At 60.8% G+C, this 12,961-nt stretch carries 13 protein-coding genes and 1 tRNA gene; 8 read left to right on the forward strand and 6 right to left on the reverse strand.

The annotated features are described in order from the left end of the window. Positions 1-610 precede the first annotated feature (610 nt). The 3 genes from AADA15_RS19145 to AADA15_RS19155 form a co-directional block, all read right to left on the reverse strand. Entirely contained in the window at positions 611-1,591 is a 981-nt protein-coding gene (locus AADA15_RS19145) for a LysR family transcriptional regulator (RefSeq protein ID WP_341643168.1), read from the reverse strand. 197 nt (positions 1,592-1,788) lie between these two features. Continuing rightward, on the reverse strand, positions 1,789-2,097 hold the full coding sequence (locus tag AADA15_RS19150) for a hypothetical protein (RefSeq protein ID WP_341643169.1): 309 nt from the start codon (positions 2,095-2,097) through the stop codon (positions 1,789-1,791). 251 nt (positions 2,098-2,348) lie between these two features. Next, positions 2,349-3,737 carry a coiled-coil domain-containing protein gene (locus tag AADA15_RS19155; RefSeq protein ID WP_341643170.1) on the reverse strand — a complete coding sequence of 463 codons (1,389 nt, stop codon included), beginning with the start codon at positions 3,735-3,737 and terminating at the stop codon, positions 2,349-2,351. 95 nt (positions 3,738-3,832) lie between these two features. Here AADA15_RS19155 and lepA point away from each other — a divergent pair, with 95 nt between their 5' ends. From lepA to AADA15_RS19170, 3 genes are all read left to right on the forward strand, one after another. Next, a complete protein-coding gene (gene lepA / locus AADA15_RS19160) occupies positions 3,833-5,632 on the forward strand; it encodes a translation elongation factor 4 (protein WP_341643171.1) in 1,800 nt (599 codons plus the stop codon). Between the two features lie 411 nt (positions 5,633-6,043). Beyond that, positions 6,044-6,256 carry a hypothetical protein gene (locus tag AADA15_RS19165; protein ID WP_341643172.1) on the forward strand — a complete coding sequence of 71 codons (213 nt, stop codon included), beginning with the start codon at positions 6,044-6,046 and terminating at the stop codon, positions 6,254-6,256. 333 nt (positions 6,257-6,589) lie between these two features. Next, on the forward strand, positions 6,590-7,078 hold the full coding sequence (locus AADA15_RS19170; RefSeq protein WP_341643180.1) for an MmcB family DNA repair protein: 489 nt from the start codon (positions 6,590-6,592) through the stop codon (positions 7,076-7,078). A gap of 107 nt (positions 7,079-7,185) precedes the next feature. Here the strand turns inward: AADA15_RS19170 and AADA15_RS19175 are convergent, their stop codons facing one another. Next, positions 7,186-7,374 (reverse strand): DUF6324 family protein, encoded by a 189-nt coding sequence (locus AADA15_RS19175; protein WP_341643173.1) that lies wholly within the window; start codon positions 7,372-7,374, stop codon positions 7,186-7,188. Between the two features lie 102 nt (positions 7,375-7,476). Between AADA15_RS19175 and AADA15_RS19180 the strand changes: the two genes are divergently transcribed. Both AADA15_RS19180 and AADA15_RS19185 read left to right on the forward strand, forming a co-directional pair. Further along, positions 7,477-7,959: a GNAT family N-acetyltransferase gene (locus tag AADA15_RS19180; protein ID WP_341643174.1), complete on the forward strand. Its 483-nt coding sequence runs from the start codon at positions 7,477-7,479 to the stop codon at positions 7,957-7,959. 44 nt (positions 7,960-8,003) lie between these two features. Next, positions 8,004-8,080 (forward strand) — tRNA-His (locus AADA15_RS19185). Between the two features lie 87 nt (positions 8,081-8,167). On the opposite strand, the gene AADA15_RS19190 is transcribed toward AADA15_RS19185, so the two are convergent. After that, positions 8,168-8,479, reverse strand: a complete 312-nt coding sequence (locus AADA15_RS19190) for a DUF6476 family protein (protein ID WP_341643175.1) — start codon at positions 8,477-8,479, stop codon at positions 8,168-8,170. Between AADA15_RS19190 and AADA15_RS19195 the strand changes: the two genes are divergently transcribed. Next, a complete protein-coding gene (locus tag AADA15_RS19195; protein ID WP_341643176.1) occupies positions 8,478-9,512 on the forward strand; it encodes an RluA family pseudouridine synthase in 1,035 nt (344 codons plus the stop codon). The two genes, AADA15_RS19190 and AADA15_RS19195, sit on opposite strands and share 2 nt — an antisense overlap. 169 nt (positions 9,513-9,681) lie before the next feature. Further along, positions 9,682-10,578, forward strand: a complete 897-nt coding sequence (gene rpoH / locus AADA15_RS19200) for an RNA polymerase sigma factor RpoH (RefSeq protein WP_341643177.1) — start codon at positions 9,682-9,684, stop codon at positions 10,576-10,578. Positions 10,579-11,162: 584 nt separating this feature from the next. Here rpoH and AADA15_RS19205 read toward each other — a convergent pair. Beyond that, positions 11,163-12,335, reverse strand: a complete 1,173-nt coding sequence (locus tag AADA15_RS19205) for a dipeptidase (protein ID WP_341643178.1) — start codon at positions 12,333-12,335, stop codon at positions 11,163-11,165. A 159-nt stretch (positions 12,336-12,494) separates the two neighbouring features. On the opposite strand from AADA15_RS19205, the gene AADA15_RS19210 reads away from it, so the two are divergent. Next, positions 12,495-12,764 (forward strand): DksA/TraR family C4-type zinc finger protein, encoded by a 270-nt coding sequence (locus AADA15_RS19210; protein ID WP_341643179.1) that lies wholly within the window; start codon positions 12,495-12,497, stop codon positions 12,762-12,764. Positions 12,765-12,961: the final 197 nt, after the last annotated feature.

A 12,961-nucleotide genomic window follows, 5' to 3' on the forward strand; every position in this document is an offset into this window, starting at 1 on the left:
AAATCCTACTCCCGCAACCAAAATCACAAAAACATATCAATGTAAGAGCGCCCTAAAGGGCGCTTTCCGCGTTTGGGGCAATATGGCGGGAAGCACTCTGGAAACAAACGGCGTAATCGTTGTAGCCAGCCCCCTTTTTGCACCTGAGCTTCTACTCCCTGTCCAGAGGCGCGACCCGTTTCAGCGGGGGAGGATCAAGTCAGCGCATCCAGAAGCCCTCTGAAGAGACAGGTCAGCACAACCGGGCGGCCGACACGTGTCTTGAAGCGTGCTTTTAGTCGACACTCTGCTCTTACGACTGGGGGCCCGGCTCTTCTCGGTCAAGAGAGCACGACCGGGCGGCAGGGCGGAACGGGGACGTTTCCGGTTGCCGAATTCGATCGACCTGCGGCTGTCGTCCCTGGCCTCGGATCCGGTTCCGCAGGCGTGTAGCCAAGATCGTTGCTCCCAGCACACAGTTCCGATCCAGTCCGATCCCGAGTTCTTGGAAATTCCCGCGAGCGCAGGCCGTTACAGGTCCGCTTCGTCGTACACTCCGATCCTCAGATATCCAGGCCATCCCGGGTGAGCGCTTTGCCAGGGGAGGAGGTTGTCATGGTCTGAATCCGGGTTACGGACCCAAGACGTGAAAATCATCTGTCAGCCAGGGAAACCGTGCCAGCGCCGGTTCTATCGTCTGATTCTGGATCAGATGCCGCATGGTTTGGGAAACGTCACGCGGAATGCTGTCGGCCCAATCCGAGCTTGAGAAGAGCGAAATGGTGCGGGAGGCGCGGCCAAAGGGCAGAGGGTGGGCCTCGATCTGATCATGAAAGCGGGCTGCGCGCATCAGGCCCAGAGGTGTCGTGATGGTCCAGCCGACGCGCCGTGCCACCATGGCCATAAGTGCCAGGTGCGATCCGATTTCAAAGCGGCTTTCGAAACTGACGGCTTGCTGCTCGAGGTGGGTCTGGATCTGCTGCGAAATCAGTTGTTCGGACGCATAGCGCAGGAAGGGCAGCGTGCGCAGCCGTTCAATATCAACCTGTGATGAGCCGGAGGCATGTGACTGGATGAACCCCTTTGGGGCGACCATAATGAACGGGTCCTTGACCAAAGGAAACTCTATCGTTCCCTCGGACGAAGAACCGACGCTGGCCGCGACGGCGATATGGAGTTCTCTGGCGGCCATTGCCCGGATGATGTCATGGCTTGGGGCCGTGATCATCTTGAACCGGCATTTGGTCAGGCTGTCGGCCAGAATTGAAACCAGCCTGGGGGTCAGATCATTGTCAAAGTCGTCAATGAGCCCCATCGTGAGGGCAGGCAGGTGGCTGAGGTCTACGACTGTCAGTTCGCTCTGGGCCAGCCGAAGTTCGGACAGAACGGCCTCGGTTCGGGTCAGGAAGGTTTGCCCGGCCGGGGTCAAGACCATGGGGCGTCGGCTGTGATCAATAAGATCAGCGGCCAGGGCCTTTTCCAGGTTCCGCAGCTGCTGGCTGACTGCGGGCTGGCTCAGCCCGGTGATTTCAGCCGTTTGCGCGACGGATCCGGTCCTGGCCAAGGCTTCAAAAACCTCCAGGCCCCGCAGGGTAACGCCCTTCATCAACATGAATTCGCTCCGAAAAATGCCTGTCCTTTGTCTGCGAGCGGATGCCGCTGGGTCAAGGGGGCGAATGCAGTAGTTTTTCCCATTCCCGTTAAATCGGGACAAAGGGGAACAATTGTGGCAACCATGCCAAATTATTCATCCTGAACGACATCTTCCATTCGCGGCCACGTTTCGGTTTTCACAAACCGGGAGCGCGATTATCCGCAGGCACGGGCAGCCGTTTCACCGAAGGCCTTGTAGCGCTCCCACAGCTGTTCGTCGCTGCGCCGGTCGGATTGGCGGACCACTTGCGCCTGGTGAGGATCAGCGAACCATTTGGAGACTGTCACTCGTTCGGCGCGCGTCAGGCGCTGGTTCGCAACGGCCTGGATGCAGCTGCACAGGCCTGCCTTTTGATAGGCGCGTTCGGAGTTGCGGCAGGCCTGCTCGATCACGCCAGCCTGGGCGGCGGGCAGGCTGATGGTCCAAAAGGCAGCGGCGCAAAGAAAAGAGGTCACAAAACGCATCGCAGAAGTCCTGTCCACTGATCTGAAAAAGAGCCGCTGGCAGGCGGCTTCGCCAGACTATGCCGCAGGCGGCGCGGGCTTTCAATCGTGGTTAAGCGCAGATGAAGAATGCGCGGGAATCTGCCGCAGGCCCTGCGGATAGGGTGTTGCCAGGACGCAAGGTCGGGCTGCGCCTGCCTGCCCCCCGGCAGGCGCAAATGCGCCCGCCCAGTCAGGCGCGGCCCTTGGTTGCAAGTGCGTATCAGGTCCCACTACGTGCTCTTGTCAGGTCGCATCCGCGGGCGGAGGGAGGTTTCGACCTGCGTTTGGGGCAGGCCTTCCCTCATGAGCAACGCTCGAATGTCATTTGTGTATGCAATGATGTTCTCATAACGAGCACGGGCGCCCAACTCGTCGCCAGACATCGCCCAAAGGCCGCTGACCAACCCTCCGAGCAGGGCCGTGTTTCTAATAAGGCTGAAGACCTTGCCCTTTTCGGAGCGGGACAGGCTTTCGATCTCGGCGTTCAACGCTGAGAGCTTACTTTCAAGCTCCGCCACCTTGGCGTTCAGCCTGCCGATCTCTTCGCGCAGGGCTTGCTCGGTTTCAGAGCTGACATCATCCGGCTGCTGAATACCTCCAAGCCTATCCGCAACGGCGTTCATCAGTGCGGGCATGTCTTCCAGCGGGGAGAGCGCCTCTGGCAGGGCATTGACGCCGGTATCGGAGTGGTACTGCCCAATCGCGTCAGAGATCTGAACGGCCAGCCCCTGCAGGCTGGCAGTGGCAATGATGCGGTTCTGGATCAGGGGGCGGAGGTCATTGGGTTCATAGGCGGGGAAGCGCGGCTCTTGCGGGCGCTGCGCCTCAAACTCGGCCTTGATGCGTTCGATCTCTTTCGTGACCGCTTCGGGACCTTGCTCCCAGATGGCATCGGCGATCAGGGCGACGCGGCGTTGCAGTTCCCAATCCAATGGTTGCCCAGCCAACATGCCGCGATACCACTCACACCAAAAGGACCACGGGCCATTGGCGGCAAACGCGGTCTGAAACGCCTGCCACATGTCCTGAAAGGCCGCAATGCCGGGGCCGTCGTGCCAGAGCGTGTGCCGAAACATCTGTTCGGCACGAGCCTGAGGATTTGCCGTGCCTTTACCCGAATTGCCATCACGAAACGCGGCTGAGAAGGCAGAGGAGCGGGCGGAGGACAAGGCGGAGGATTTAGTGGCGAACAAGGCCGCCACGAAGGCAGTGTCTCCGGTAGTTTCGGCGGCGGGGAAAGTGGAAGAGTCGGCGGCGGACCAGGCAGCATGGACGGCGGATTTGGCGGCGGAGTCTTCGGCGGGGTAGCGGGTGGTGTCGGCTACGGAGCGGGCCGCAGAGCGGGCAGAGTTGGCGGAGCGGGAGGAGTAGTTGGCGGCGGAAACCATTCGTTTGACATCTGCGGGTGGACATGTGCCCGCACCCGCAGATGTCAGCGTTGCGCGCAATGCCATCAAGAGCAAGCGTTTCAGCGGGCCGCTCTCGCGGTTTTGATTATTGGCACCCATGATAGCGGGCAAGCTGCGCAGGGCCGCGCGGGCGGCGATGGCGGTACAGACCTGCCAATCCTGCGTTTCCAGCCAATCTTTCAATTGCTCTTCGGTCTCAATCTGCGGCAATTGCGCCTCTCCCAACTCATGCCCTTCAAAATAACGTCATTCGGCGCGATACGCCCGCTTGACCAAACTCAAAATCCGAACCATATCCCCAAACCATGACAGAGCTCTCAAAGATCCGCAATTTCTCCATCGTCGCCCATATCGACCATGGCAAATCCACCCTCGCTGACCGGCTCATCCAGGAGACCGGCACCGTCGAGACGCGCGATATGAAAGAGCAGCTTTTGGACTCGATGGATATCGAGCGCGAGCGCGGGATCACCATCAAGGCGAACACCGTCCGTATCGACTACACCGCCGACGATGGGGAGACCTATGTTCTCAACCTCATCGACACCCCCGGCCACGTGGACTTTGCCTATGAGGTCTCCCGCTCCATGCGCGCGGTTGAGGGCTCGCTTCTGGTGGTGGACAGCACCCAAGGGGTCGAGGCGCAGACGCTGGCGAACGTCTATCAGGCGATCGAGGCGGATCACGAGATCGTCCCGGTGCTGAACAAGATCGACCTGCCAGCCTCCGACTGTGACCGCGTGGCCGAGCAGATCGAGGATGTGATCGGCATCGATGCAAGCGACGCCATTCAGGTGTCGGCCAAGACAGGGCAGGGTATCCACGAAACGCTCGAGTCCATCGTCAAGCTGCTGCCCGCGCCCGAAGGCACCCGCGATGCGCCCCTCAAGGCGATGCTGGTGGACAGCTGGTATGACGCCTACCTCGGCGTGATCGTTCTGGTGCGCATCATGGATGGCGTGCTGAAAAAAGGGATGCGGGTCAAGTTCATGTCGAACGGCACCCTGCACCACGTGGACCGGATCGGCGTCTTCCGCCCCGCCATGCAGGTTGTGGACGAACTCGGCCCGGGCGAGATCGGCTTCCTCACCGCCTCGATCAAGCAGGTGCGCGACACCCGCGTGGGGGACACCATCACCAATGACCGGAACGGCTGTGAGGTGGCGCTGCCGGGCTTCAAACCGGCGCAGCCGGTGGTGTTCTGTGGTCTCTTCCCGGTGGACAGCGCCGAATTCGAAGACCTGCGCGATGCCATCGACAAGCTGGCCCTCAATGATGCGTCGTTCAGCTTTGAAATGGAGACCTCGGCGGCGCTCGGCTTTGGCTTCCGCTGCGGCTTCCTGGGGCTGTTGCACCTGGAGGTGATCCGCGACCGGATTGAACGCGAATACAATATCGAGCTGATCACCACGGCCCCGTCGGTGATCTACCACGTCTATATGAAGGACGGCGAGCAGATCGACCTGCACAACCCCGCCGACATGCCCGACATGTCGAAGGTCGACCACATCGAAGAGCCGCGCATCAAAGCGACGATCCTTGTGCCGGATGAATACCTCGGCGATGTGCTGAAGCTCTGCCAGGACCGCCGCGGCATTCAGGAGGATCTGACCTATGCGGGTTCGCGCGCCATGGTGGTCTATGATCTGCCGCTTAATGAGGTGGTCTTTGACTTCTACGACCGGTTGAAATCGGTGACCAAGGGCTATGCCTCCTTCGACTATCACCTGACGGGCTACCGCGAGGACAACCTCGTGAAGATGTCGGTGCTGGTGAATGACGAACCCGTCGATGCGCTGTCGATGATGGTGCACCGGGACCGCGCCGAGATGCGCGGCCGTGCCATGTGCGAAAAGCTGAAGGACCTGATCCCGCGCCACATGTTCAAGATCCCGATCCAGGCGGCCATCGGCGGCAAGGTGATCGCGCGCGAAACCCTGTCGGCGCTGCGCAAGGACGTGACCGCGAAATGCTATGGCGGCGACGCCACCCGGAAGCGCAAGCTTCTGGACAAGCAGAAAGCGGGCAAGAAGAAGATGCGCCAGTTCGGCAAGGTCGACATCCCGCAGGAGGCCTTCATCTCGGCGCTGAAGATGGATAGCTGACGCTGTCCTGCTCGTGATAACTGTTAGCTAGGGGCGCTGTTTCATTCCCGGAAACGGCGCCCTTTTTGCATTTGAGCGGGAGAGGGCATATTCCGCCAAGGGTTGTGGTGGCCTCTTGAAATGTGGATGTTCAGTGAGAGCACGGGTCGGAGGACAATGACAGGATGAGGGTGTGCCTCCCTGAAACATATCTTGGGAACATATTTCTGTTGATCGCGTTTGTCGCCGTATTGCCGCTGATATTTTTCTTGATTTCGTTTGCTGGAGTCGACGGTCTGGCAGAATGGGTCTGGGCTATCCTTTGCGTCCTGTACTTCTTCTGGGGAAGGGCGATCTTGCGCAAGATAAGCCGGATACACCACAGGCGGACCAGCGGACTGCCAAAGTGAGGAGTGCTTGAAGATGGTCCGCATGGCACGTCAAGCTATTGGAGTGAGCTTCATGGCAAACAGAGTTCTATTCATGGCCACTCTGGCCCTGCTTGCGGGGTGCGGAGAGCCTTCTTCTGAGGCGGAGCGAGAGATTGCGGAGGCCGAGCGGGAGGCGTTCAAAACCTTCTCCTGCCCCGAAGGGTACATCAAGGTGTTCGCCACGCCGTATTTGGATTGTTTGCCGAAAGACTAGTGCAAAGACTAGTTCGCCGAGCGCGACGTGCGACGCAAACGTGGCGACTGACAGTGTCGAAAAAGTGGCGGGACCACCAGGCAACCGTGCGGTTTTGATTCCCGAGGACCTGTATGTACAGGTGGGCGCCAGGTAAACGGACCAGGGTCCGAACAGAGCCAGCTCCCTCGGAATTGCTTAAGGCCACTGGAATGCTACCTGTCACAAGAAGGGCAGAACCCGCCGCTGTTCTAGGTAGTGTGCGGCGCAGGTCTGGGCAAGGGGCAAGTGCCTAGAGTTTTTGCGGCCGCGCTGCTCTTGCATTTTGTTCCTGAATTGTTCACATCTGGTGCCATGGCAGACGATCACGACTTGGCAGGGTTTCAGGCAGGGCAAAGGCTTGCCCGCGGCGTGGCGCGGTATCTGCGCTCGCTGGGGTTTGTCTCGGTCGAGGAATTCGTGCCTACGCGGGGCCTGCGCGTCGATCTGATGGCGCTGGGACCGAAGGGAGAGATCTGGGTCATCGAGTGCAAATCCAGCCGCGCCGATTTCCAGTCTGACAGCAAATGGCAGGGATACCTGGAATGGTGTGATCGCTATTTCTGGGCGGTGGATACCGAGTTTCCGGTGGAGATCCTGCCCGATGAAACCGGGCTGATCATTGCGGATGCCTACTATGGTGAGATTGTCCGCATGGGGCCGGAAGCGAAGCTGGCCGCAGCCCGGCGCAAGAAGATGACACATAAGCTGGCCATGGATGCGGCGCGGCGGCTGCAGTCCTTGCGCGATCCGCGCTTTGGTCAGGAGGGTATTCTGGCCGGATCTGAAGAGGGCGAAGACTAGCGCGGGGGCACTCCCGCGCCCGCGCGGCCCCCGGCACGGCCGGGCGCCCCTGGCGGCCTTGGGCTTGTTGGAAAAAGACGGGCACGGCGGACACCGTGCAGTCGCGCTTAGTCGCTGATGCTGCGGGCGGCCTGGGCGGCGGCGCGAATCTCGTCGGCGATCTCCTCGGCCTCTTCGGGTTCGAAATCCATCGGGATTTCCACGCCATCGGCCTCTATATAGATGCGCACCATGCCCTGGTCGGTCGGGCCGATCTGCATGTTTGCCTCGATGTCGCGCTCGCTGTTGATACCCATCGCAGCCTCCTTCGTGCGGTCTTTTGACGCCAATCCTGTCTGGGGAACCCTGCTAGCCCGCTGCCTGTTGAAAGGCAAGCCTGCGTTGTGCTGTGCTGGGCCATGACCGATGTGATCCTGCGCCGATTCGAACCCTCCGACAGCGATTGGCTGGTGGAACGCCACCAGACCCTCTATGCGCAGGACGAAGGGTTCGATGAGACCTTTGGCCCGCTGGTGGCCGAGATTTTGCAGGCGTTCTGTGCCTCGCATGATCCGGCCTGTGAGCGTGGCTGGATCGCCGAGGAGGACGGGCAGCGGCTTGGCTCGATCTTTTGTGTACGCCTCACGGATACCACCGCCAAGCTGCGCCTGTTCCTCTTGACCCCTGAAGCGCGCGGGAAGGGGCTGGGCAAGCGCCTGCTGCAGACCTGTATGCAGTTCGCGCGCGATGCGGGCTACACCGACATGACCCTCTGGACCCATGAAAGCCACGAAGCGGCCTGCGCCCTTTATGCGGCTTTTGGCTGGGAACTGGCAGACAACAAGCCCGTGCATTCCTTCGGACAGGATTTGATCGAACAAAGCTGGAAAACTGTGCTTTAACCCCCTTGCGCTCGGGTATCGGACAGGCTAAATCGCCCCCCAGTGCCGCCTTAGCTCAGTTGGTTAGAGCGCTGGATTGTGGATCCAGAGGTCCCCTGTTCAAGCCAGGGAGGCGGTACCATCTTCCCCTGACACGAATTGCATATGCGCAGCATTGTGACGTTACGCCTGAGGCGCTGTCTGCGGTTAAGCGGGATGAGAAGGCGTTCTATTGCGCCGGTTTCAGATCGATTTCCTGCCGAATGGCGCTGGTCTCGGGGTCCAGAATCAGGATGCGCTGATCCGCGGTTACCACCGCCACCCAGCCGGTGCCAAAGGTGATCGCTTGGGCGGTTACTCCCTCGGGCAGGGTGATCTGGCCTGGAAAGCTGGGGCCGTCATCAGACAGACGGATGACAAGCAGGGTGATTACCACTACAAGCCCGCCAATCATGACCGCGGTCAGCGTGGTCACCAGTCGGCGCAGGAACTTCAGCTGCGGTGGCTCTTCTTGCAATTCGGGCTGGGAAGGATCTGTCATGGAGCGCCGCCGGATAGAATTCGTCATCGCGGAGAACCCGCCTAAACGCCTTGATAAAGCGGTTTCGCGTGATGTGCCAGAGGAGGCGACCCTGTCGCGTACCCGTCTGGCGCGGCTGATAGAGGATGGCTCCCTGACGGTGGATGGCGTGGTCGCCCGCGACCCCAAGGCAAGGGTTGAGGCGGGGGCGGTGATCACCGTCACGGTCGAAGAGGCCAGCGACAGCCATATCGGCCCCGAGGATATTCCGCTTGAGGTGATCTACGAGGATGACGATCTGATCGTCATCAACAAACCGGCGGGCATGGTGGTGCACCCGGCGCCGGGCACGCCTTCGGGGACGCTGGTCAATGCGCTGATGCATCACTGCGGAGAGAACCTGTCGGGCGTGGGCGGGGTGAAACGGCCCGGTATCGTACACCGCATCGACAAGGAAACGTCGGGCCTGTTGGTTGTGGCCAAGTCCGACGTCGCCCATCAAGGGCTTGCGGCGCAGTTCGAACGGCACACGGTCGAGCGCTATTATCGCGCGGTTTGCTACGGGGTGCCGGATGCCAATGATCCGCGCCTGCGCGGGGTGAAGGGCGCCAGTTTCGAGCCGGGCAACATCCTGAAGCTGACAACTCAGCTGGCTCGCCACAAGACCGATCGGCAGCGTCAGGCGGTGCTGTTTCATGGGGGGCGTCATGCAATCACCCGCGCGCGCATCGTCGAACCCTTTGGCACCCCTCCGGTGGCCGCGCTGATCGAATGCTGGCTTGAGACAGGGCGCACCCACCAGATTCGCGTTCATATGGCCCATGCAGGCCATGGGCTGATTGGCGATCCCACCTATGGCGGCAAGCGCAAGCTGCCGCTCAAGGCGCTGAGCGAGACAGCGATCGCAGCCGTGCAGGCCTTTCCGCGTCAGGCGCTGCATGCGGCGGTTCTGGGCTTCACTCACCCGGTCAGCGGCGAAGAGATGCGGTTCGAGGCGCCTTTGCCGCAGGACATGCTGGATCTGCTGGACGCGCTGCGGACCCGGCAGAGCTGACAGATCGCATTTCTGTGATGCCCCCTGTGATCAAGGTTACAGACTGCCTCAGGCAGGTTAGAATAACGTAAGGGTATTGGAAGGACTTGAAACGGGAGACACCACTTCCCATATCCTGTCCACAACGACGCTAATGTTAAGTCCTTAAACATTGGGAGGGACAGACCGAATGGCGAATTATGCGAACCTGCCTGCACCGACTCCGGAAGGTGGCCTCAACCGCTACATGCAGGAAATCCGGAAGTTCCCGCTTCTGGAGCCGGAAGAGGAATACATGCTGGCCAAACGCTGGGTGGAAGAACAGGACACGGAAGCGGCGCATAAGATGGTCACCTCTCACCTGCGCCTGGCGGCCAAGATCGCCATGGGCTATCGCGGCTACGGGCTGCCTCAGGCCGAGGTGATCTCCGAGGCCAACGTTGGCCTGATGCAGGCGGTCAAACGCTTTGATCCCGAAAAGGGCTTTCGCCTCGCGACCTACGCGATGTGGTGGATCCGCGCGTCCATTCAGGAATACATCCTGCGCTCCTGGAGTCTTGTGAAACTGGGCACCACCTCGGGCCAGAAGAAACTGTTCTTCAACCTGCGCAAGGCCAAGGCCAAGATCGGTGCCTTGGAAGAGGGCGACCTGCACCCCGACAACGTCAAGAGGATCGCGACCGATCTGGGCGTGACCGAGGACGAGGTGATCTCGATGAACCGGCGCATGTCCGGCGGTGATGCCTCGCTCAATGCCACGGTCGGCAGCGAAGGTGAAGGCACCATGCAGTGGCAGGACTGGCTGGAAGACGAGGATGCCGACCAGGCCGGCGATTACGAGGCGCGTGACGAGCTGGAAGCGCGGCGCGAGCTGCTGGCGCAGGCCCTGGACGTTCTGAACGACCGTGAAAAGGACATCCTGACCCAGCGTCGTCTGGCGGATAAACCGGTGACGCTGGAAGAGCTGAGCACGCAGTATGACGTCAGCCGCGAACGTATTCGTCAGATCGAGGTGCGCGCCTTTGAAAAGCTGCAGAACAAGATGCGTGAACTGGCCTCTGCCAAGGGCATGCTCGCCAGCGCCTGAGGGTGCGGCGGCGCATGGATAGTTGATGAAAGGGGCTGTCCATCGGGGCGGCCCCTTTCATTGGTGCTGCCCCAGGCCGTGTATCCAGGTCGGATGGCCCCTCGCGTGACGGTCGAAAGCCTGACTATGAGGGGCATCAGGATGCGGGAGAGCAAGTACGCTTCCGAGCTGATCATGCTTTTACGGAGGCATAGAGAAGGCTCAGAGCTGGCAGGGCGGCTGGCTTTCTGAAAGACCCCTCGGAGCCCTCTGATCATTTGCTGGCGAAGGGCTGGCTTGGATCAGGTGGCTCTGAAATTGTCTGGCTGGCTGGAATTCGGGGGGCTGGCGGTGCTGGCTGTCTGGCTGGGAGCCGGTGCGGCGTCCTTGCTGGAGTAGCTGGCTGCGTGCTGCCTCTGATTCTGGCTTGCTGCAGATCCTGACTTCTGAATAGGCGTTTCCGAGGTGGAGGTCAATAAAATGTTTGAATTCAAATAGTTGACTTGTTTAATCGGGTTTGATTGTGCGCCTGTGGACCAAACAAAGAGCGCCGCCCATTGGGGCGGCGCTGCAGTGTTTCATGGGCAGTGCACGACAGTCCGGGGTCAGTTCAGCCGTGCGCGGATGACGCGAAGCATGTTCTCACCGGCGACTTTGCGGATCTGTGCAGGCGTGAGGCCCGCCTCCAGCATGGCCTGGGTCAGGGCCGAAAGTTCCGAGGTGTCGAATGTGGTTTCCACCGAGCCGTCAAAGTCGGAGCCGAGTGCCACGTGATCCTCTCCGACCACCTCGATCCCGACCTTCACCGCGGCGGCGACGCCTGCGGGGCTGTCATCGCAGATCGCGTCTTTCCAGTAGCCGATGCCGATCACCCCGCCGTTCGCGGCGATGGCGCGCATCAGATCATCCTCGAAGTTGCGTTTGACCGGGCAGCCCTTGTGGATGCCGCCGTGGGAGACGACCAGTGGAATATCTGTCATCGCCAGCACGTCGCGCGCCACCTGCGGGCTGGAATGCGCCACGTCCAGGATCAGGCCCCGGTCCACCACGGCCTGCACAACGCGGCGTCCAAACTCGGTCAGACCTGCGTTGCCCGCGCCATGCAGAGAGCCGCCCAGTTCGTTGTCGAAGAAGTGCTGAAGCCCCACCAGCCGATAGCCTGCGTCCTGCAGCCGTTGCAGGTTGCCGAGATCCCCTTCGAGGGGATGCGCGCCTTCGATGCCAAGGATGCCGCCCACCACGGCTTCGCCTGACAGTTTGCGCTCAATAAGCGCGTCCAGATCGGCCTCGGATTTGACGATGCGCAGCTGCCCGTTCGAGCGCGCCTCGAACCCGTGCAGCTTTTCCGCCTGATAGACCGCGCGTTCGAACAGCGAGCCCCAGGTGCGGACCGGCCACATCTGGGCGATCGCGAGGAGGGTGATATTGTCCATCGCATCGGTCTCGTTGTGCTCATAGTTCTGACCGGCGGGAGATTTGGTGACGGCGGTAAACACCTGCAGGGCGACATTGCCCTCGATCAGGCGCGGGATGTCCACCTGTCCCCGATCGCTGCGTTTCGTCAGGTCGCGTTTCCACAAAAGGGGATCGGCGTGAAGGTCTCCGATCAGCAGGGTGTCGTGCAGGGCTGCGGCCTCGGCGCTGACGGGGTAAGGGTCATGCTCGGCAACCACATTGCGGCCACGCTCGATGTATCCGGGCACAAAGATCAGCGCGCCGATCACCACAAGGACCAGCAGGATTGCCAGTCGGCCCACCCATTTCAGAAATCCACCCATGACATTATCCTCCCTGAAATCACGTATATGAAACTGGAGGCAGGCTACTGTTGCCAAGGGATGGCGCAAGGAAAACGTAGGGGCAGCCGCCGGTCTTGCGATGCGCTTCCCCGCGGCCTAGGCTTCCCGGCACCCTAGAGGAGAGCAGGAGGGCAGAGCATGGCAGGCGGATGGGCACGCGACGGCGCGGTGAGTGAGCAGATCGACGCGTCGATCAGCGATGAACTTGCGCGGATGAAGGCGCAGAAACAGCCCGTGGGCGACAGCCTGACCCATTGCGCAGACTGCGACGAAGAGATCCCCGAAAAACGCCGTCTGGCCCGCCCCGGTGTGAAACTGTGCATCGACTGCCAGGAAGAACGCGACGGGATGCGCGCGCAGCGCGGCGGCATCAACCGGCGCGGATCGAAGGACAGTCAGTTGAAGTGAGGGTCGTGGCAGATGGCTGCTTTGAGCCCATATTTTCCATCGCCGCGCCGGGGTTGAAACACCGGAAACCGCGATAGCTGCTGAGTTACCTGAAAGCCTTGCCGCACAAGTCGATGGCAAGGCAAAGCGAGAAGCTGGGCCCAACAACCAAATTGATCGCGATCAAGTCGGATGTTGCAACCAAGCCTTAGCCTTAC

Origin of the sequence: Phycobacter sedimenti, from assembly GCF_038148855.1 — a bacterium.
GTDB classification, from domain to species: domain Bacteria; phylum Pseudomonadota; class Alphaproteobacteria; order Rhodobacterales; family Rhodobacteraceae; genus Phycobacter; species Phycobacter sedimenti.

Bases quoted from the DNA above. Each gene is read 5' to 3' on its own strand.
- AADA15_RS19145 (WP_341643168.1), bottom strand. From the start codon at position 1,591: ATGTTGATGAAGGGCGTTACCCTGCGGGGCCTGGAGGTTTTTGAAGCC.
- AADA15_RS19150 (WP_341643169.1), bottom strand. From the start codon at position 2,097: ATGCGTTTTGTGACCTCTTTTCTTTGCGCCGCTGCCTTTTGGACCATC.
- lepA (WP_341643171.1), top strand. From the start codon at position 3,833: ATGACAGAGCTCTCAAAGATCCGCAATTTCTCCATCGTCGCCCATATC.
- AADA15_RS19165 (WP_341643172.1), top strand. From the start codon at position 6,044: ATGGCACGTCAAGCTATTGGAGTGAGCTTCATGGCAAACAGAGTTCTA.
- AADA15_RS19170 (WP_341643180.1), top strand. From the start codon at position 6,590: ATGGCAGACGATCACGACTTGGCAGGGTTTCAGGCAGGGCAAAGGCTT.
- AADA15_RS19175 (WP_341643173.1), bottom strand. From the start codon at position 7,374: ATGGGTATCAACAGCGAGCGCGACATCGAGGCAAACATGCAGATCGGC.
- AADA15_RS19180 (WP_341643174.1), top strand. From the start codon at position 7,477: ATGACCGATGTGATCCTGCGCCGATTCGAACCCTCCGACAGCGATTGG.
- AADA15_RS19195 (WP_341643176.1), top strand. From the start codon at position 8,478: ATGGAGCGCCGCCGGATAGAATTCGTCATCGCGGAGAACCCGCCTAAA.
- AADA15_RS19190 (WP_341643175.1), bottom strand. From the start codon at position 8,479: ATGACAGATCCTTCCCAGCCCGAATTGCAAGAAGAGCCACCGCAGCTG.
- rpoH (WP_341643177.1), top strand. From the start codon at position 9,682: ATGGCGAATTATGCGAACCTGCCTGCACCGACTCCGGAAGGTGGCCTC.
- AADA15_RS19205 (WP_341643178.1), bottom strand. From the start codon at position 12,335: ATGGGTGGATTTCTGAAATGGGTGGGCCGACTGGCAATCCTGCTGGTC.
- AADA15_RS19210 (WP_341643179.1), top strand. From the start codon at position 12,495: ATGGCAGGCGGATGGGCACGCGACGGCGCGGTGAGTGAGCAGATCGAC.